Source organism: Staphylococcus sp. MSU001 (genome assembly GCF_052976705.1).
This window is the reverse complement of the sequence record NZ_JBRIKK010000004.1, coordinates 1-18249: the sequence shown is the minus strand read 5'-3', so window position 1 is coordinate 18249 and position 18249 is coordinate 1. Positions and strand designations below refer to the sequence as shown.

Annotated in this window: 17 protein-coding genes; 6 read left to right on the top strand and 11 right to left on the bottom strand. The window is 33.3% G+C overall.

Going from position 1 to position 18249, the window contains the following annotated elements; translation table 11 throughout:
* Nucleotides 1-217: 217 nt before the first annotated feature.
* Nucleotides 218-1102, bottom strand: coding sequence for a cidABC operon transcriptional activator CidR (gene cidR / locus ACVBFA_RS02745; RefSeq protein ID WP_002458227.1), 885 nt, complete (start codon nucleotides 1100-1102; stop codon nucleotides 218-220).
* A 187-nt stretch (nucleotides 1103-1289) separates the two neighbouring features.
* On the opposite strand from cidR, the gene ACVBFA_RS02740 reads away from it, so the two are divergent.
* Together ACVBFA_RS02740 and ACVBFA_RS02735 are read left to right on the top strand one after the other, a co-directional pair.
* Nucleotides 1290-1505: a sterile alpha motif-like domain-containing protein gene (locus tag ACVBFA_RS02740; RefSeq protein ID WP_002447085.1), complete on the top strand. Its 216-nt coding sequence runs from the start codon at nucleotides 1290-1292 to the stop codon at nucleotides 1503-1505.
* Nucleotides 1506-1762: 257 nt separating this feature from the next.
* The gene (locus tag ACVBFA_RS02735) at nucleotides 1763-2197 is read left to right on the top strand and encodes a CHAP domain-containing protein (protein WP_001832340.1); all 435 of its coding nucleotides are present in this window, start codon (nucleotides 1763-1765) and stop codon (nucleotides 2195-2197) included.
* 76 nt (nucleotides 2198-2273) lie between these two features.
* Here the strand turns inward: ACVBFA_RS02735 and ACVBFA_RS02730 are convergent, their stop codons facing one another.
* Nucleotides 2274-3551 (bottom strand): hydroxymethylglutaryl-CoA reductase, degradative, encoded by a 1278-nt coding sequence (locus tag ACVBFA_RS02730; RefSeq protein WP_001832354.1) that lies wholly within the window; start codon nucleotides 3549-3551, stop codon nucleotides 2274-2276.
* A 245-nt stretch (nucleotides 3552-3796) separates the two neighbouring features.
* Here ACVBFA_RS02730 and ACVBFA_RS02725 point away from each other — a divergent pair, with 245 nt between their 5' ends.
* Nucleotides 3797-4963, top strand: coding sequence for a hydroxymethylglutaryl-CoA synthase (locus ACVBFA_RS02725; RefSeq protein ID WP_001832323.1), 1167 nt, complete (start codon nucleotides 3797-3799; stop codon nucleotides 4961-4963).
* A gap of 236 nt (nucleotides 4964-5199) precedes the next feature.
* Here the strand turns inward: ACVBFA_RS02725 and ACVBFA_RS02720 are convergent, their stop codons facing one another.
* The 7 genes from ACVBFA_RS02720 to ACVBFA_RS02690 all read right to left on the bottom strand — a co-directional run bounded on the left by ACVBFA_RS02720 (nucleotide 5200) and on the right by ACVBFA_RS02690 (nucleotide 12334).
* A complete protein-coding gene (locus ACVBFA_RS02720) occupies nucleotides 5200-5736 on the bottom strand; it encodes a methylated-DNA--[protein]-cysteine S-methyltransferase (protein WP_070845745.1) in 537 nt (178 codons plus the stop codon).
* 304 nt (nucleotides 5737-6040) lie between these two features.
* Nucleotides 6041-6505 carry a hypothetical protein gene (locus ACVBFA_RS02715; protein WP_002475791.1) on the bottom strand — a complete coding sequence of 155 codons (465 nt, stop codon included), beginning with the start codon at nucleotides 6503-6505 and terminating at the stop codon, nucleotides 6041-6043.
* 181 nt (nucleotides 6506-6686) lie between these two features.
* On the bottom strand, nucleotides 6687-6869 hold the full coding sequence (locus tag ACVBFA_RS02710) for a FeoB-associated Cys-rich membrane protein (protein WP_002447079.1): 183 nt from the start codon (nucleotides 6867-6869) through the stop codon (nucleotides 6687-6689).
* Between the two features lie 14 nt (nucleotides 6870-6883).
* Nucleotides 6884-8878, bottom strand: coding sequence for a ferrous iron transport protein B (gene feoB / locus ACVBFA_RS02705; RefSeq protein WP_002475792.1), 1995 nt, complete (start codon nucleotides 8876-8878; stop codon nucleotides 6884-6886).
* Nucleotides 8879-8883: 5 nt separating this feature from the next.
* Nucleotides 8884-9111, bottom strand: a complete 228-nt coding sequence (locus ACVBFA_RS02700; RefSeq protein ID WP_002447077.1) for a FeoA family protein — start codon at nucleotides 9109-9111, stop codon at nucleotides 8884-8886.
* Nucleotides 9112-9413: 302 nt separating this feature from the next.
* Nucleotides 9414-10958 carry an L-glutamate gamma-semialdehyde dehydrogenase gene (pruA, locus tag ACVBFA_RS02695; protein ID WP_002475786.1) on the bottom strand — a complete coding sequence of 515 codons (1545 nt, stop codon included), beginning with the start codon at nucleotides 10956-10958 and terminating at the stop codon, nucleotides 9414-9416.
* Between the two features lie 506 nt (nucleotides 10959-11464).
* Nucleotides 11465-12334 carry an SDR family oxidoreductase gene (locus tag ACVBFA_RS02690; protein ID WP_126122580.1) on the bottom strand — a complete coding sequence of 290 codons (870 nt, stop codon included), beginning with the start codon at nucleotides 12332-12334 and terminating at the stop codon, nucleotides 11465-11467.
* A 202-nt stretch (nucleotides 12335-12536) separates the two neighbouring features.
* Between ACVBFA_RS02690 and ACVBFA_RS02685 the strand changes: the two genes are divergently transcribed.
* The 3 genes from ACVBFA_RS02685 (at nucleotide 12537) to copZ (ending at nucleotide 15704) form a co-directional block, all read left to right on the top strand.
* Nucleotides 12537-12743, top strand: a complete 207-nt coding sequence (locus ACVBFA_RS02685) for a hypothetical protein (RefSeq protein ID WP_002447074.1) — start codon at nucleotides 12537-12539, stop codon at nucleotides 12741-12743.
* A 238-nt stretch (nucleotides 12744-12981) separates the two neighbouring features.
* A complete protein-coding gene (locus tag ACVBFA_RS02680) occupies nucleotides 12982-15366 on the top strand; it encodes a heavy metal translocating P-type ATPase (protein ID WP_020363914.1) in 2385 nt (794 codons plus the stop codon).
* Between the two features lie 131 nt (nucleotides 15367-15497).
* On the top strand, nucleotides 15498-15704 hold the full coding sequence (copZ, locus tag ACVBFA_RS02675) for a copper chaperone CopZ (RefSeq protein ID WP_002476992.1): 207 nt from the start codon (nucleotides 15498-15500) through the stop codon (nucleotides 15702-15704).
* 52 nt (nucleotides 15705-15756) lie between these two features.
* Here copZ and ACVBFA_RS02670 read toward each other — a convergent pair whose 3' ends face one another.
* Together ACVBFA_RS02670 and ACVBFA_RS02665 are read right to left on the bottom strand one after the other, a co-directional pair.
* A complete protein-coding gene (locus ACVBFA_RS02670; protein WP_002501408.1) occupies nucleotides 15757-16755 on the bottom strand; it encodes a D-lactate dehydrogenase in 999 nt (332 codons plus the stop codon).
* Between the two features lie 12 nt (nucleotides 16756-16767).
* Nucleotides 16768-17928 carry an aminotransferase class I/II-fold pyridoxal phosphate-dependent enzyme gene (locus ACVBFA_RS02665; protein ID WP_447158774.1) on the bottom strand — a complete coding sequence of 387 codons (1161 nt, stop codon included), beginning with the start codon at nucleotides 17926-17928 and terminating at the stop codon, nucleotides 16768-16770.
* Nucleotides 17929-18249: the final 321 nt, after the last annotated feature.

Here is an 18249-nt window from a genome sequence, read left to right as displayed (position 1 = left end):
TATTCATGATATTTTATATTCCTTAAATCTATGAAAACGCTAGCAAATTAATAGTGCTACAAAATTAATAATTGATAATAAAAAACGTAAGGCAGAATTAATCTATAATTCAAAACCCTACGTTTTCGTTGTAATATGACTTTGTGAAAATAAATAATTTCACATCTTTAACAACTTCGCTCTTTTATTAAATGCGTTGTTTATTATTATATTTATATTATTCTTCAGATAATCTTTCTTTCAAAAATTCTATCCATTTATTTGTCGCATGACTTAAACGTTTATCTTTTTTCCAAACGACACCAAGCTCCCAAGTTGTATGTGCATTTTCCAAACGTACAATTTTGACGTCATCATTAAGTAATTGTGCTATAGTGGCTGGCAATATGGAAATACCTAATTGATTAATGACAAGATTCTCAATCACATTCCATTGTGAGATTTGTGAGGCCATGTTCGGCACGAATCCTGCATTCTTCGCATTTTCAATAATTTTATCGTTGAGATAGAAATCTTCATTAAATAAAATGAAGTTCTCATCAGCTAATTCTTCCATTTTAATAGAAGATTTTTGTGCTAAAGGATGTTCTTTATTTAAAACTACAGTCAGTTCTTCTTTGTTTAAAGATATACATTCAAATTTGTGATGATCTACTGGCAATGTTGTCACACCAATATCCACTTCATCATTAAGTATAAGGTTTTCAGTCGTCTTACCACCACTTTCGATTAAGTTGTAGGTGATATTCGGATAAAGTTGATGAAAGTCTCCTAATACGCCAATAAATTTACGCATGCTCATCACTGCAGACATACTAATAGTGATGTGACCTGTTTCTAAACCATACAAACTATTAATTTCAGTGGGCAAATTATCATATAGTGCGATGATTTCTTGACATTTCTTGAAAAAAATTTTACCTGCATCAGTAAGTACTAAACTTCTTTTACTCCGGTCAAATAAAGGGACAGCCATCTCTGCTTCTATATCCTTAATTGCTTTACTGATAGTTGGTTGCGCAATATACAAAGATTTTGAAGCGTTTGTCATACCACCTTGTTTGACAACTTCAACAAAGTATTTCATGTGTTTTATATCCATGCATATCCCCCTAGTTTTTATATGATTCAATAGTAAGTTTAATTATACAATAAAATTGACCTTTCTTGCGATTAATAAATTTAAAAACTATAATTCAAAACATTTTATTTTGTTTTTCAAGTATTTTAAAAAACGAAAATATGTTACAATGAGAGTCGGCTCATATAATATATTATGAGGTGAGATATTGAGCTTTTACGAATTTATGCAAAATTTCCTTGGTGATGACACGCCATTAGGTGAATTGGTTGATTGGATTAATCAAGATATCAATTTCCCTAAAGACGTGAAGAGCCAAAACGAAATCTTGACATATTTTCGAAATCATCCATGTCCGGAAAACATACCAGTGGCGAGTATCAAACGGGCACTAGCTGTTTTCAACCAATTCACTAAAGTATAAATTGATGTTATGACATGACTTTAACATTAACGCATACTTATATACATGGAGTTAATCATCTCGTACCTGAGTGAGATTACATTTAATATAAATGTAGTCTCTCTCTTTTTTTACTCAAACCATTATTACGATAAAAATATGTATATTTCATTAATGTTACATTTACTTTGATAATTCGTTTCTTATATTGTATAGCGCATTTTCAAATATTATTATTATTACTGTCTTTAAATAAAAACATTTTTTGGGAGAAAGAAATGAAATTTAAAAAATTATTATCACGTATTATTATCGCTACCATGATTACGTTTACTGGAACACTCTCATATCAAGCTATTGAACAAACGCATATTTCACATGCTGCTTCACATAATTATTATGGTAAAAAACAATGCACTTGGTGGGCATTTAAACGTCGTGCTCAATTAGGCAAACCTGTATCAAATCGATGGGGTAATGCTAAGAATTGGTATAGCAATGCACGTCGATCTGGTTATGCAACTGGACATAAGCCTCGCAAATACGCTGTTATGCAATCAACAAGAGGCTATTATGGGCACGTAGCAGTAGTTGAAAAAGTATATAAGAACGGAAAAATCAAAATTTCTGAATATAATTATAATGTGCCATTAGGCTACGGCACACGCATTATTAGTAAATCGTCTGCACGAAACTATAATTATATTTATTAAACAAATCAAACAAACCGTCAAATAAGTATATCCTTAAAGCTATATATCAAGATATACCCGTTTGACGGCTTTTTAATTATGATTCTCTTATATTCATCAAGATTTCTTGAGCTTTAGCAGTATTAGCTTGTGATTCATATTTGAGCGCTTCAGCTACTTGCGCAATTTCTTCACCTTTTGCACCTACAACAATCGCTAATGATTTATATTGTAAACTCATATGTCCTTGTTGTATCCCCTCAGACACTAGCGCTCTACATGCGGAGAAATTTTGTGCTAATCCAACAGCAGCAACAACTTGCCCTAGTTCCTGTGCATTTTCAACATTGAGCAAATCTAAAGAGGCTTTAGCAATAGGTAAAACTTTCGTACCTCCACCTACTGTAGCTAAAGTCATAGGAACTTCAATAGTTCCAACCAATTTATTACGTGAGCGATCATATTCCCAAGTAGCTATCCCTCTATAATGACCATCTTTGCTTGCATATGCATGAGCACTTGCCTCAACGCCTCTTGTATCATTGCCTGTAGCCAATACTACAGCATGTATACCATTCATCACACCTTTGTTATGTGTTGCAGCACGATGTATATCTACTTGTGCAAGAACCGACGCTCGTTCCATACGTTGCGCTACCACTTCGCCACTTCTCTCTCCTCTATGTAAATCTTCAATATCTATTTCTCCTTGTACTTTTACTACTGATGCTGTCGCATGATTAGATAAAATGCTCATTAAAACATTTTGATTTGAAAATTTAACTTTAAGATGTGCAGTGATTGCTTCTAATATCGTATTTAACATATTGGCACCCATAGCATCTTTAGTATCAACAAAAACCTTTAAAGATAATAATTGTTGATCAGGAAATGTATCTATTTCAATACGTTGATATCCTCCACCTCTTGCTTTAATAGAAGGGTAAGCCTCATCAGCAATTTGATGAATTTGTGATTCAATTTGATATATTGAGTTAGCTAATGAGCCTGTGTCATCTACATCATCAAAGACAATTTGTCCAATCATTAGACGTTCACTTGAAATCGTCTTAAATCCTCCACTTTGATTAACGAGTTTTGCACCATAACTTGCTGCTGCTACGACTGACGGTTCCTCTACCATCATAGGTACTACATATTCTTTACCATCAACTATAATTTGAGGTAATAATCCTACTGGTAGTGCACCTTGACCAATGACATTTTCAATTAAACTGTTAGCGACTTCCTCATTAATTAACGGATAATTAAGTAATATTTCATAGTTTTCATCCTCTAGCCAACCGTATTCAACAAGTTCTTTTAATTTATCTTTTCGTGTTAAATGTCTAAATCCTTTATCTAAACTTTTCATTCATATACTCCTTTAAAATATCTTTATATTAATGTAGTGATGTAATCATTTATACTTCTCTTTAAATATCAACTGCCAACATTGTCTTGCACAAAAATAATTCTAAACTTTTTACAATTGTTGTAAAGCGCTTACAAATTTATTATATATTCCTGGTCATGTCTGTTATATTTCATTGTATAAAAAGAATTTTCTTTGGTATGATACTAGTGCTACTTCTAAAAAAAGAAAGGATGTCACACCTTATGAATATAGGTATAGATAAAATAAGTTTTTATGTACCCAAATATTATGTAGACATGGCTAAACTTGCAGAAGCGCGCCAAGTCGATCCTAATAAATTTTTAATTGGAATCGGTCAAACTGAAATGGCTGTGAGCCCAGTGAACCAAGATATCGTATCTATGGGAGCCAATGCTGCTAAAGATATTATAACAGAAGAAGATAGAAAGAATATTGGTATGGTTATAGTAGCAACTGAGTCTGCGATTGATAACGCTAAAGCAGCAGCCGTTCAAATTCACCATCTTTTAGGTATTCAACCCTTTGCAAGATGCTTTGAAATGAAAGAGGCTTGTTATGCAGCAACACCTGCAATCCAACTTGCCAAAGATTATCTAGCTCAACGCCCTAACGAAAAGGTTCTTGTCATTGCCAGTGATACAGCTCGTTATGGTATTCGTTCTGGTGGTGAGCCTACTCAAGGTGCCGGTGCAGTTGCAATGATGATTTCACATAACCCAAGTATTTTAAAACTTAATGATGATGCCGTAGCATATACTGAAGACGTTTATGATTTCTGGCGTCCAACGGGTCATCAATATCCCTTAGTTGCTGGTGCATTGTCGAAAGATGCCTATATCAAGTCATTCCAAGAAAGTTGGAATGAATATGCACGCCGCCATAATAAAACACTCGCTGATTTCGCTTCACTATGTTTCCATGTACCATTCACCAAAATGGGACAAAAAGCTTTAGATTCTATTATTAATCATGCCGATGAAACTACACAAGAACGCCTTAACTCTAGTTACCAAAATGCAGTTGATTATAATCGTTATGTCGGTAATATTTACACAGGGTCCTTATATTTAAGTCTCATCTCTTTATTAGAAACACGTGATTTAAAAGGCGGACAAACGATTGGTCTCTTTAGTTATGGTTCTGGTTCTGTAGGCGAGTTCTTTAGTGGAACATTAGTAGATGGGTTCAAGGAACAATTAGATGTTGAGCGCCACAAATCTTTATTAAATAATAGAATAGAGGTTTCTGTTGATGAATATGAACATTTCTTTGAGCGCTTCGATCACTTAGAATTGAATCATGAACTTGAAAAATCAAATGAAGATCGTGACATTTTCTATTTAAAATCTATTGATAACAATATTCGCGAATACCATATAGCAGAATAATCTAAACTCAATTCTTTTGCTCTTTTAATTTTTTAATATGAAATAATCAAACTTGCTGTTCATATTTACCCCTAAAAACAACGTCATATAGCTGTTTTTAGGGGCTTTTTTAATCCCACGATAATACAATTTCATCTAGTATAGACCTCTACTATTTATATACTCTTTATCTACTATTCATAGATAAAAAACGAACCCTATCCATAGATCAACATTAACAAATAACTAAAGCAATTCTATATAATGACGTATCTCAAGGTTTCGTTGTTTTTTTTAGGTCTATATAAATGTGTCATATCTATTTCTTCCAATTTTAATAATTTTATTTTGTTATCTAAAGTACCTCCATATCCTGTTAAATTTCCATCCTTACCAACCACTCGATGACATGGTATAAGTATAGAAATAGGATTACTCCCAACAGCACCTCCTACAGCCTGAGCTGACATTGCTGGTTTATTCATTGCTCGACCTATTGTTTTAGCAATCTCTCCATATGTTTTAAGTTCTCTATAACGAATTGTCTGAAGTTCATTCCATACCTTCTGTTGAAAATCAGTGCCTTTTGGTGCTAACGGTACTTTTATCTCAGGATAATTCCCTTTAAAATACTCTCTTAACCATGCTTTAGTATCTTTAAAAATATCTAAAGTATCCTTTGTTTTAATTCCTTTCAAATGTTGATTGGGATATAAGACATGTGACAACGAGATGCCATCGTTTGTAATTAATTGCAATAAGCCGACGGGCGAGTCATACATTGACTGATACATATTTCACCAACTCCTTAAGTGTGTATATCATTCTAGTCATATCCTTATAAACTAACGCATTCTATCCTGAACATCATTTTATAATATAGATAATTGCTATATTTATGAAATTGGATAAACACTTGAATAAAATATGATACACCAACAACGATAACTAAAATTGAAAAATGTCATTATCTTTATATTAAGTCAATTATTGACAGTCCATACTTTAAGAAAGTCTGGAACTTTGTTTTACGTTCCAGACTCGTCAAGATTTAGAATTTAAAGTCCAAATCAACCTTTTGATTAGATGTCATTGTATTTATTGAAAATTATAAAGTTCATACCCCTTATTTTTTGCATATTCTAATGCTAGAATTTCTAAAACATTAATGAACGCAGGTTCGTCTTTTACTTTTATATATTGGAAAGTGAAGCCGTAATTATCTGCAGTAATGTCTTTTAAATGGTTTTGATTTAAGTCTTTATTTTGAGCAAAAGCTTTTCTAAATTTAGTCGTACCTGTTTCTGAATGTGAATTGTATTGTCCTAATTTTGTATACAAATCACTATTAATAGGTTGATGTGTGGATGAGTATCCTCCAGTTTGACCTACAAACACTGGTTTTTCCTCATCGAAAATCACATAGACACCAAACTTATCCTTAACTTTTTCTCTATCCTCTGGTGTAAACGCCAATGCCTTTTTATGATCATACTTAAATAATTTTTTTAGTTTCTTATGATTATCTTCTAGTAATTCATTTAATTTTTTGCTACCCTTCATACATTTATTCCTCCCAATTAGTAATTGACTTATATACATACATTTTACATGTAGTATATCACTTTTTAAAACTTTTAATCATTATTGTACGGAGGTAACATGTCAAAATTTTATCAATACAAATAACCTCTTTCATTCGTAAATACATTTCCGAATGAAAGAGGTTTGTTATTGTAATTATCTATGACTTAATATGTGGAATATTTAATTTATTTTTATGAGGTGAAGGATTCGTATCGCATTTGCAATTAGATTTACACCCACCACAATCACCTTCTTTTGAACGTTTAAAGAATTTTACTAATGTCATTGCTGTATAACCAAAAATCGCTATGAACAATATTGTATTGACTAAAATAAACATGACGAATTCATCCTTTATATAAGTAATTGACTAACTTGATAAAATATGAACGTTAATATATATGCTGTTACTATTGGATAAACAACCGCTAATAATGTCCATTTCCAAGAACTTGTCTCTTTACGAATCGTTGCGACTGTTGAGATACAAGGAACGTAAAGTAAAATAAAAATCATGAATGCATAAGCTGAGAGTGGGGTGAATTGATGTTGAATGACTTGTGTTAAACCACTTTCGCTAGAGGAGTATAAAATAGCCATAGAACTGATAATCACTTCTTTAGCAAGAAAGCCGGGTATTAAAGTCGCTCCTGCCTGCCAAGAGCCAAATCCTAAAGGTGCAATTAAATTCGCAAACCCTTGACCAATCATGTGCATAAAACTTTGATTAATTGGCACATTAACACCGTGCGGACCGATGTATGTAAGTGTCCAAATAACGACTGAACCACCAAAAATAAAGGTACCTGCTTTTTTGACAAAACCTTTTGCTTTTTCCCAAGTACTGCGCCAAAGTGTTTTAAATGATGGAAAACGGTATGTCGGTAACTCCACAATAAAAACAGACTGATTATCTTTTAATATCAATTTATTCAATAACGTACTTACTAGTAAAGCGACAACTATACCTAAAATATATAAGCTTAATACAACTAGTGATTGATGTGCTGAAAAAAATGCTCCTACAAAAAGTGCATAAACCGGTAAACGTGCTGAACATGACATGAAGGGTGCAACCAATATTGTAATCAAACGTTCTTTCTCATTCTCTATACTTCTTGCTGCCATAATACTTGGTACATTGCATCCAAATCCAATAATCATAGGAATAAATGATTTTCCACTTAAACCTATAGATTCCATTGTTTTATCCATTAATACAGCTATTCTTGCCATATAACCTGAATCTTCTAATAAAGAAATAAAGAAAAATAACACAACAATTTGTGGTACAAATACCAATACAGAACCCACACCAGCGATAATTCCATCTGTAATAAGATCTTGAAGAAACGACGTAATATGTAATGTATTCATAACAGATTTAATCCATTCTGATAAAGGACCACTTATAAAAGCGTCTAATTGATCAGATAATGGTGTTCCTATCCATGTAAAGGTTGTTTGAAAAATAAGCCACATAATGCCTAAAAATATAGGTATACCTAGATATCTATTTAATAATAATCGATCCACTTTTGAAGTAAAGAATTGTTTATCCTCTTCGGGATATTCTACGATATCTTCCAATAGCTGATTAATGTAATCATTTCGCACAGCTTCAATTCTTTGTCGTGTTGATTGTTCTGTCGCGTTACTCAACCCTCGCTTAATGGGCTCTAACTGTTCTAAAGTCATGGCGTCGAGTTCTTGATAAATTTGAACATTGTCTATTAAATACTGTATGGCTATAAAACGTAAACGTTCAGTTGGATACATATTATCTTGTTTGATAATTGAACAAATTTGTTGAATTGCAGTTTCAATTTCAGTTCCATAATTAATCTTAAATGCACGACGTTGATGTGGTTCTAAATAATTAAGCTCTCCTAAAAGATTATGTGTCCCCTTTGCCTTTCTTGCAACAATTGGAAATACCGGTATTTTTAATTTTCTCATCAATGCCTGATAGTTAATTTTAATACCTCTTTGTGTTGCAACATCTATCATATTTAAACCAATAATCATAGGTTTGTTGAGTTCCATCAACTGTATAGTAAGATTAAGATTTCTTTTAAGCTGACATGCGTCAATAATGTTAATCATTCCTGTGAACGATGTTGACATTAAATAATCTGTGACAACCGTCTCATCTTTAGAAATAGGTGATAAATCATAAATGCCTGGTAAATCAACTAAATCACCTACATTATCTTTCAATTTTCCTACTTTCTTTTCAACGGTTACGCCACTCCAGTTACCTATATATTCATAAGAACCGGTTAACGCATTAAATAATGATGTTTTGCCTACATTAGGGTTTCCAAGAATACAGTAGCTTTGAGTCATTATAACTACTCCTCTAATGTTATGAGTCGCGCATCACGTTGTCGTAAACTTAAATATTGACCATTTACTTCAACAACGCTAGGACCGTTGAGTAAACATTTCTGTTTGATGCTAATTTCACTTCCAATATTTAAGCCTAATGCTCCTAAGCGATACAACATATTTTTATTTGAAATCCCTATATGTTTCACTCTATATTTTTTATTTTTTACCCCATTGTTTACACTAATCATATTGTTCACACTTTCTAATTAATAATCATTATCATTATCATTTAACAACAGAATATGCTTTAAACTACTTTTTTACAATAACCAATTAACAGAATGTGTGTCTTTTTTGTGAACAATACATTATTTTAAACGTTTATTCATATAGTTAGTATTGATGAAAATATTATTTTTAATATATGACTAAACATTCTTCTATCAATTGCAATAATTATTTCCTTTCTAAACTAAAAAGTCGTTGTAAAGTGGTTATAAGTCATCTTCCCTCATTCACGCACATTACAACGACATATTATATATATAAATTAAAACATTTCGGAAACAACTTTTTGTTCTAAGAAATTAAGCAAGTAATCTGGACTTCCTGTTTTAGCATCTGTACCAGACATCTTGAATCCTCCAAATGGATGATAACCCACTACTGCAGCTGTACAGCCTCTATTCAAGTAAAGGTTACCTACATCAAATTCATTCACAGCCTTAATCCAATGTTCACGACGATTAGTAATTACGGCGCCTGTCAAACCATAGTCAGTATCATTTGCTACTTCGATAGCCTCATCAAAATCCTTGACCTTAACAAATCCTACGACTGGTCCAAAAATTTCTTCTTGCATAATACGATCCGCAGATTGTAGTCCGGAGAAAATTGTTGGTTCAACGAAATAACCGGTAGAATCATCTGTTCCGCCGCCAGTCTCTAGTTTGCCTTCTTTTTTACCAATTTCAATATAATTTTTAATTTTATCAAATTGTTTTTGATTAATTACCGGCCCCATAAATGTGTTCTGTTCAGTATTACCTAAAGTTAATTTTTGAGTTAATTGAATTGCTTTTTCCAATATTTCATCATGCACGTCTTGATGGACTATGGCACGAGAACACGCAGAGCATTTTTGACCAGAGAAACCAAAAGCAGATGTAACAATTGCTTCAGCTGCTAAATCAGTATCTACATTATTATCTACAACTATCGCATCTTTGCCACCCATCTCTGCAATAACACGTTTTAAAAACTGTTGTCCTTCTTGCACTACAGCACTACGTTCATAAATACGTGTGCCTGTAGCCCGGGATCCTGTAAATGTGACAAAATGTGTCTCTTTATGGTCGACTAAATAATCTCCAATTTCTTTTGGATCACCAGGAACAAAATTTACAACACCTTGTGGTAAACCTGCTTCTTCTAATATCTCCATTAATTTATAAGCAGTCAAAACTGTATCCTCAGCAGGCTTTAATAATACAGTGTTACCTGCAACAACAGGAGCTAAAGTTGTCCCAGCCATAATTGCAAATGGAAAATTCCATGGTGGAATTGTCACTCCTGTACCAATAGGCTTATAAAAATAACGATTATGTTCACCCTCTCTGTCTAATACTGGTTTACCATCTGCAAGTTCCATCATTGATCTTGCATAATATTCTATAAAATCGATACCCTCAGCCGCATCTCCAACTGCTTCATCCCAAGGCTTGCCAGCTTCATAAACCATAATAGCGGAAATTTCTTCTTTTCGACGACGGATAATTGCTGCTACACGTAACAATAATTCTGCACGGTCCTTATGCGACCACTTCTTCCATGATTGATACGCATGATTTGCTGATTCGAAGGCTTTTTCAACATCATCTTGCGTTGCTTTAGACACTTTCGCAATGAGCTGTGATGTATTCGCAGGATTCACTGAATTAAAAGTATCGGTTTTAGTAAGTTTTTCACCGTTAATCACAAGTGGTATATCTTGTCCTAGTTGCGCTTTTACTTTCCTTAATTCTTCATTAAAACGCTCAACATTTGCCTGTACTGAAAAGTCAATACCAGGTTCATTTTTGAAAGGTACTACCATTATTAATTACCCCCTATGAATTTATCATTTCTACCATCCTTTGTGCATAAAGGTATGACTAGTCATCTTCTTTTATTTTAAAGACTTTTCTTCGCCATAACCTTTGTCTTATTTTACTATGTAAGCTCACATATTTGCAAACGCTTTCATTTTAAAATGAGTGACTTTTCAAACCGTAAAATTTTCGTTTTCTATAAATAAATTTACAGTTTTAAACATTACCTATGTTTAGACATCTCATTTAACTTATACTTTTCATGGAAGATTTTTTTAAAATTAATCGCTACATGGACTTATTCTTATGTTCACTTTCAATACACATAAACATTTATTCGATTATTGTATAGACATCTAATAGAATCAAGTCTATCAAAATGATATTCTTTTCACCCATCTCCTCGTCATATTACATCTATAAAGTCGTTTAATTTCAACTAATCTTCTCTTAAAGATTTAGCACTACTTAGAATGCCAAACATCAGTTCCAAGTAGTGCTATTAATTTTGTTAAGATGTGATAAAATCGCCACCATTGACATGAATGACTTGACCAGTAATATAGGAACTATCTGCATGTGTTGCTAAGAAGACATAAGAAGGTGCAAGTTCTGCTGGTTGTCCACGACGGCCCATCGGCGTTTCGCCACCTTGATGTTCTACTTTCTCTTCATCAAATGTCGCAGGAATTAAAGGTGAATAGATTGGGCCGGGCGCAACGGCGTTAACCCGAATTCCCTTTTCCATTAAAGTAGTAGCAAGAGAACGAGTAAACGATACTATGGCACCTTTTGTAGCTGAATAATCAATGAGATGTCCCGATCCTCTATATGCTGTAACACTTGTAGTGTTAATAATTGTATCTCCTTCAGATAGGTAAGGTACTGCTGCCTGGGATAAAAACATCATGCCAAAAATATTCGTCATAAAACTTTCTTTCACTTGTTGTGGAGTGATATCTTCAAAATGATCGCGTGGAAATTGTACGCCACCATTATTTACTAATATATTTGAACCACCGAAGTCATTTATGACGTCTTTGATTAACTTTTGAGATTGCTTTTCATCTTTTAAGTCATGGGCATAAGCTTTAGCTTTTACACCAATTTCTTGAAGTCGATTAACTATGTCTTCGGCATCTTGATGTTCGTCATAATAACCAATAGCAACATTTGCCCCTTCTTTAGCATATAGTATTGCTACCGCACGTCCAATACCTGAATCTCCACCTGTTATTAGAGCAACTTTATTCTCTAACTTTCCTGCTGCTTTATATTCTTCTAATTCTGCAATGGGTTTAGGTTCCATATCCGCTTCAATACCTGGTTGTCTATTTTGAGTATATCCTTTGATTTTGTTGTGAAATTTTAATAAATCCACTTCTCATCACCTCAATTTATGTTTTACATTTAAATTCCCATAAGGTTTTATCATCAAACACGTACAGCAATTATATTAGAAAATCTAATATGCTATTGCTTAATCAAACTAAGGAATGAGTCAATATCCATTCTATAGACGCATGTTTATCATCATAAAAAAATGTACACTCATATATAATTCAATAAAGGAGTTGTATCCTATGAGAAAAATACTTAAGGGAATTATATTATCATTAATAATCATCGGCTTAATCAAAACGTTCAATGAATACGATGTTATACATTGTGCAAATCATTATTTCGAACAAATCAAAAGTGGAAAAATGATTGAAGATATCAAAATTGACCATTTCAATAATTATCATAATATTAATTTTGAAAACCTAAATCCTTCTGACTTTTTCTAACACTTATGCAATACTAATTGAGAAAAAGATAAAAACATGATGTTATGCATTGTTTCCTATTAATAAATTAAACGATGTATTTTGTTATTTTTATCCATTAATTATTTATACCTATATAGATTTATTGATTAATTTTTCTTAAAGGTAACACATAATACTATCCCATAATATATAAGAGCTAAGCAGTTGACTTGTATACCTATAGGGGGTATATTAGATGTGAAATGGAGGCATTTAGATGGCGAATACAACGTTGACTTTGGATATTATTGGTATGACATGTGCTGCGTGCTCAAATCGCATTGAAAAGAAATTGAATCGTATGAATCATGTTCAAGCTAAAGTGAATCTGACTACTGAGAAAGCAACTATCGACTATGAGTCTGACGATTATCATCTCGAAGATTTTGTAGAGCAAATTCAAAGTCTCGGCTATGATGTTGCTGTTGAGCAAGTAGAATTAAATATAAATGGTATGACATGTGCTGCATGTTCTAATCGTATAGAAAAGGTTCTGAATCAAACGCAAGGTGTACAACAGGCAACAGTAAATTTAACTACTGAACAAGCACACATCAAATATTACCCTAGCGCTACGAACACGGAAGCATTAATTAAACGTATTCAAAATATTGGATACGATGCTGAAACTAAAACTTCATCAAAAGCGCAATCAAATCGTAAAAAACAAGAGTTAAAACATAAACGCAATAAATTAATCATTTCAGCTATTTTATCGTTGCCACTATTACTAGTAATGGTGGTGCATATCTCACCTATTTCCATTCCATCCATTTTGGTCAACCCTTGGGTACAATTAATTCTTTCGACACCTGTCCAATTTATTATTGGTTGGCAATTTTACGTTGGCGCGTATAAAAATTTGCGAAATGGTTCAGCTAACATGGATGTATTGGTTGCTGTTGGTACCAGTGCCGCATATTTTTATAGCATTTACGAAATGATAATGTGGCTCACACATCAAACACATCACCCACATTTGTATTTTGAAACAAGTGCTATTTTAATTACGTTAATTCTTCTTGGTAAATATTTAGAAGCACGTGCCAAATCACAGACTACCAATGCATTAAGCGAATTGTTAAATTTACAAGCAAAAGAAGCACGTGTAATTAAAGAAAATAAAGAAATTATGCTTCCACTTGATAAAGTTAAAGTCGGTGATATTTTACTAATTAAACCCGGCGAAAAGATACCTGTAGATGGCAAAGTCACTAAAGGAGATACTTCCATTGACGAATCCATGCTAACTGGTGAGTCTATACCTGTTGAAAAAAGTAGTGGCGATTCAGTGATTGGATCTACCATGAATAAAAATGGTTCAATCATGATTGAAGCAACTCAAGTAGGTGGTGATACTGCATTATCACATATAATTAAAGTGGTTGAGGATGCTCAAAGCTCTAAAGCACCGATTCAACGCTTAGCTGATATTATTTCTGGATATTTTGTTCCGATTGTGGTTAGCATTGCGGTTATTACTTTTATCATATGGATTATATTCGTTCACCCTGGACAATTTGAACCTGCACTTGTTTCAGCAATATCTGTTTTAGTTATTGCTTGTCCCTGTGCACTTGGTTTAGCAACACCTACATCTATTATGGTGGGTACGGGACGCGCTGCAGAAAATGGCATATTATTCAAAGGAGGCCAATTTGTAGAACGCACACATTATGTTGATACAATCGTGCTAGATAAAACAGGTACAATTACTAATGGGCAACCTGTAGTAACTGATTATGTTGGTGACAATGATACATTACAACTTTTAGCAAGTGCTGAAAATGCTTCAGAACACCCTCTTGCTGATGCCATTGTTACTTATGCTAAAAATAAAGGCCTTAATTTACTTGATAATGACACTTTTAAATCAGTTCCCGGACATGGCATTAAAGCTACGATTCATCAACAACAAATCCTTGTAGGCAATCGAAAATTAATGAATGATTACAATATATCTATTAGTAATAAATTAAATGATCAATTAAATCACTATGAATATTTAGGTCAAACGGCAATGATGATTGCCGTGGATCATCAAATTAATGGAATCATTGCTGTTGCTGATACAGTAAAAAATGATGCTAAACAAGCGATAAAAGAGCTTAGAAATATGAATATCGATGTGGTTATGCTGACTGGCGATAACAATCGAACAGCTCAAACCATCGCAAAACAAGTTGGCATTGAACATGTCATTGCAGAAGTGTTGCCCGAAGAAAAGGCACATCAAATCTCTTTATTACAAGACAAAGGTAAACAGGTTGCCATGGTCGGCGATGGAATTAATGATGCACCTGCACTTGTAAAAGCCGATATTGGAATGGCTATTGGCACTGGAGCTGAGGTAGCGATTGAAGCTGCAGATATTACGATTCTTGGTGGTGACTTGCTATTAGTTCCAAAAGCTATCAAAGCAAGTAAAGCTACGATTAAAAATATTCGACAAAATTTATTTTGGGCATTTGGATATAACGTAGCTGGCATCCCAATAGCTGCATGTGGTTTATTAGCACCTTGGATTGCTGGTGCTGCTATGGCATTAAGTTCTGTTAGCGTAGTTACGAATGCATTAAGACTGAAAAAAATGAAACTATAGCATATATATAATGATGATAAATATCTTACAAAATGATTTACTTTCTAAATAATTTATACAGAAAGCTTTAAAAATTTACATTTGAGCTTTATGATAGTATGTAATATGTGGAGTAAAAAGGAGTGATAATGATGACACAAAAAATCATAAAAGTTGAAGGTATGAGTTGCGAACATTGTAGAAACGCCGTAGAATCGGCACTAGCTAAACTAAATGGCGTATCAAGTGCTGAAGTAAATTTAGATGAAAATCATGTACGCGTTGAGTATAATGATTCAAAAGTTACATTTGACAATATGAAAGAAGCAATTGAAGAACAAGGTTATGATGTTAAATAATCTCTAATGTAAAAAAGCATAAAGGGAATGCTTCTCGCTCCCTTTATGCTTTTTAATTTACTCTTAACTGCGTCGTGCCAGTATTTAATACTTCCATTGTTGCATCTAAAGCATCAAAAATAAGATGTTGGATTGCCGCTTCAGTATAAAATGCTATGTGCGGTGTAACAATAATATCTTCTCTAGTAATTAATTCCTCTAAAAGTGGGTCATTCAAACCGTCTTCACTTCTATCTGTCGTATATACGCCAACCTCATATTCATAAGTATCAAGTGCCGCACCTTTAATTTGACCTTGATCTATTGCAGATAACAAAGCCTTGGTATCTACTAAGGATCCTCTAGCACAATTTACAAACACAGCACCCTTTTTAAACATTTGAAACATATTTTCATTAAACAGGTAGTTGTTATACTGTGTTGACGGCATATGTATTGTGACGATATCTGCATCTTGAATAGCCTCATTTATACTTTGTTTATAGGTAACGTAAGGTTTCACATGTTCACTTGGAAATGGATCATACGCTACAACGTCACATAGATATCCTTCTGAGAATATTTGTGCAACAATGCCACCAATATGTCCCGTGCCAATAACCGCTACCTTTAAATCTTTGATAGATTGAGATAAAATTGATGCCTCCCATCTAAAATCATGCAATCTCATTTTTCTTTGAACATGATTAAAGTGACGTACAATATTGATGGCTTGAGTCACGGTAAATTCAGCAATGCTTCGAGGTGAATAGGAAGGCACATTAGATATAATAAGACCATATTTAGATGCTAACTCTAAATCATAACCATCAAATCCAGCACTTCGTTGAGCAATCTGCCGAATTCCAAGTTGATTTAATTTATTATAAATTGTTTCTGATAATGGTAATGTTTGAGACAGTGATAGTCCATCAAATCCTTCAATAGATTGGACATTGTCTTCAGTTAACTGTTCTTTCGACATCTCCACCTCCACTTCATGTTGTTGTGACCACATTTCAATGTAAGGTTCATCTTCTTGTCTGACACCCATTAATTTAATTTTAGTCATTTTATAACTCCTTTATCTTTCATACAAATACCGTAACTGTGCTAAGCGATTCGCCGCTTCTTCTAATTGTTTATCATCGAGCGCCAATGAAACCCTCACATATTGATTACCATTTTCACCAAATGGTTTACCAGGTGCAACTAAAATTGACTTTTCTTTTAATAACAACTGTTCGAATGCTTCACTATCATAACCCGGAGGTGTATGTAACCAAATGTAAATACCTCCCTTAGAGTGAACAAACGGTAAATGTGCACGTTGTAGTTGTGATTCAAAATTATCACGTCTACGTCTAAATATTTCATTTTGCTTTTCTAAAAATTCATCATAATGATTGAGTGCGTATGTAGCAGCATCTTGAAGTGCTCCAAACATACCTGCATTTGTATGAGTTTGATACTTCTTTAACGCTTGAATCATTTTTTTATTACCAACAGCAAAACCAACACGAAAGCCTGACATATTATATCCTTTAGATAAAGAGAATATCTCGATAGCAACATCTTTTGCATTTTTAGAAGCTAATATGCTTGGATTTTTGGCGTCAAATCCAAAAGCACTATATGCAAAGTCATGAACTATCTTTGTTTGAGTACCTTTAAAGCGATGAACCACTTCATCAAAAACTTCTTGTGTGGCTGTCGAACCGGTAGGATTATTAGGATATGTTAAATAAATTAGCTTAGTCTTCTCAAGAACTTTAGCATTTATAGTATTCCAATTCGGCAAATAATTTGGTGGCGACAATTTTAAAGGGAGTGGCTTAGCATCAGCTAACATGACCCCCGCTAAATAATCTGTATATCCCGGATCTGGTAAAAGTACGATTTCACCAGGATTAACAACACAAGTAGGTAATGCAACAAGACCATTTTTAGTCCCATATAAAATACAAACTTCATTTTCTTTGTCTAATTCAACATCGTAATGTCTTTGATAGAAGTTAACAATCGCTTGTTTAAAGGCATCTTTGCCGTGGAATGGACCATACTTTTGATTTTCTGGAATACATAGCGCCTCTGAAAAATGATTGATAATACCTTTTGGCGTTTCTCCATCTGGAATTCCAACTGCCATATTTATAAGTGGTAAAGGACCATGTTCAACTTTTTGGCCCATTGTTTTGCCAAAGTAACTATCAGGAATTGAAGCTAGCCTTTCTGACATTTCCATGCTATGCCTCCTCATTAAAATAATCTAATTAGTAAGTACTTTATATTATAACAATAGTTAGAATTTTCTGAAATAAAAAAGAGTTATATCTCGTAAACTACTGAAGCATCCTGAAAAAGCACTAGTGAACCATATCAAAAAATGATTGGTTGTCCAAACAGCTTAATTTTGCGTTCCATTTTTTGGAAATTCCGTCATTCGGTACACAGCAATGTTAAAACTTTGTGATATTAAACTTATTAGAAATTAAAAAAGCATTAAACAACATCATACAATGTTAGTTTAATGCTTTAAATATCAGTATATGATTAATCATATATA

Coding starts and splice junctions, on each gene's coding strand:
- ACVBFA_RS02710 (WP_002447079.1), bottom strand. CDS start 6,869: ATGTTTATTTTAGTCAATACAATATTGTTCATAGCGATTTTTGGTTAT.
- ACVBFA_RS02685 (WP_002447074.1), top strand. CDS start 12,537: ATGAGAAAAATACTTAAGGGAATTATATTATCATTAATAATCATCGGC.
- feoB (WP_002475792.1), bottom strand. CDS start 8,878: ATGACTCAAAGCTACTGTATTCTTGGAAACCCTAATGTAGGCAAAACA.
- ACVBFA_RS02680 (WP_020363914.1), top strand. CDS start 12,982: ATGGCGAATACAACGTTGACTTTGGATATTATTGGTATGACATGTGCT.
- ACVBFA_RS02715 (WP_002475791.1), bottom strand. CDS start 6,505: ATGAAGGGTAGCAAAAAATTAAATGAATTACTAGAAGATAATCATAAG.
- pruA (WP_002475786.1), bottom strand. CDS start 10,958: ATGGTAGTACCTTTCAAAAATGAACCTGGTATTGACTTTTCAGTACAG.
- ACVBFA_RS02670 (WP_002501408.1), bottom strand. CDS start 16,755: ATGACTAAAATTAAATTAATGGGTGTCAGACAAGAAGATGAACCTTAC.
- ACVBFA_RS02725 (WP_001832323.1), top strand. CDS start 3,797: ATGAATATAGGTATAGATAAAATAAGTTTTTATGTACCCAAATATTAT.
- ACVBFA_RS02735 (WP_001832340.1), top strand. CDS start 1,763: ATGAAATTTAAAAAATTATTATCACGTATTATTATCGCTACCATGATT.
- ACVBFA_RS02720 (WP_070845745.1), bottom strand. CDS start 5,736: ATGTATCAGTCAATGTATGACTCGCCCGTCGGCTTATTGCAATTAATT.
- copZ (WP_002476992.1), top strand. CDS start 15,498: ATGACACAAAAAATCATAAAAGTTGAAGGTATGAGTTGCGAACATTGT.
- ACVBFA_RS02700 (WP_002447077.1), bottom strand. CDS start 9,111: ATGATTAGTGTAAACAATGGGGTAAAAAATAAAAAATATAGAGTGAAA.
- ACVBFA_RS02665 (WP_447158774.1), bottom strand. CDS start 17,928: ATGGAAATGTCAGAAAGGCTAGCTTCAATTCCTGATAGTTACTTTGGC.
- cidR (WP_002458227.1), bottom strand. CDS start 1,102: ATGGATATAAAACACATGAAATACTTTGTTGAAGTTGTCAAACAAGGT.
- ACVBFA_RS02730 (WP_001832354.1), bottom strand. CDS start 3,551: ATGAAAAGTTTAGATAAAGGATTTAGACATTTAACACGAAAAGATAAA.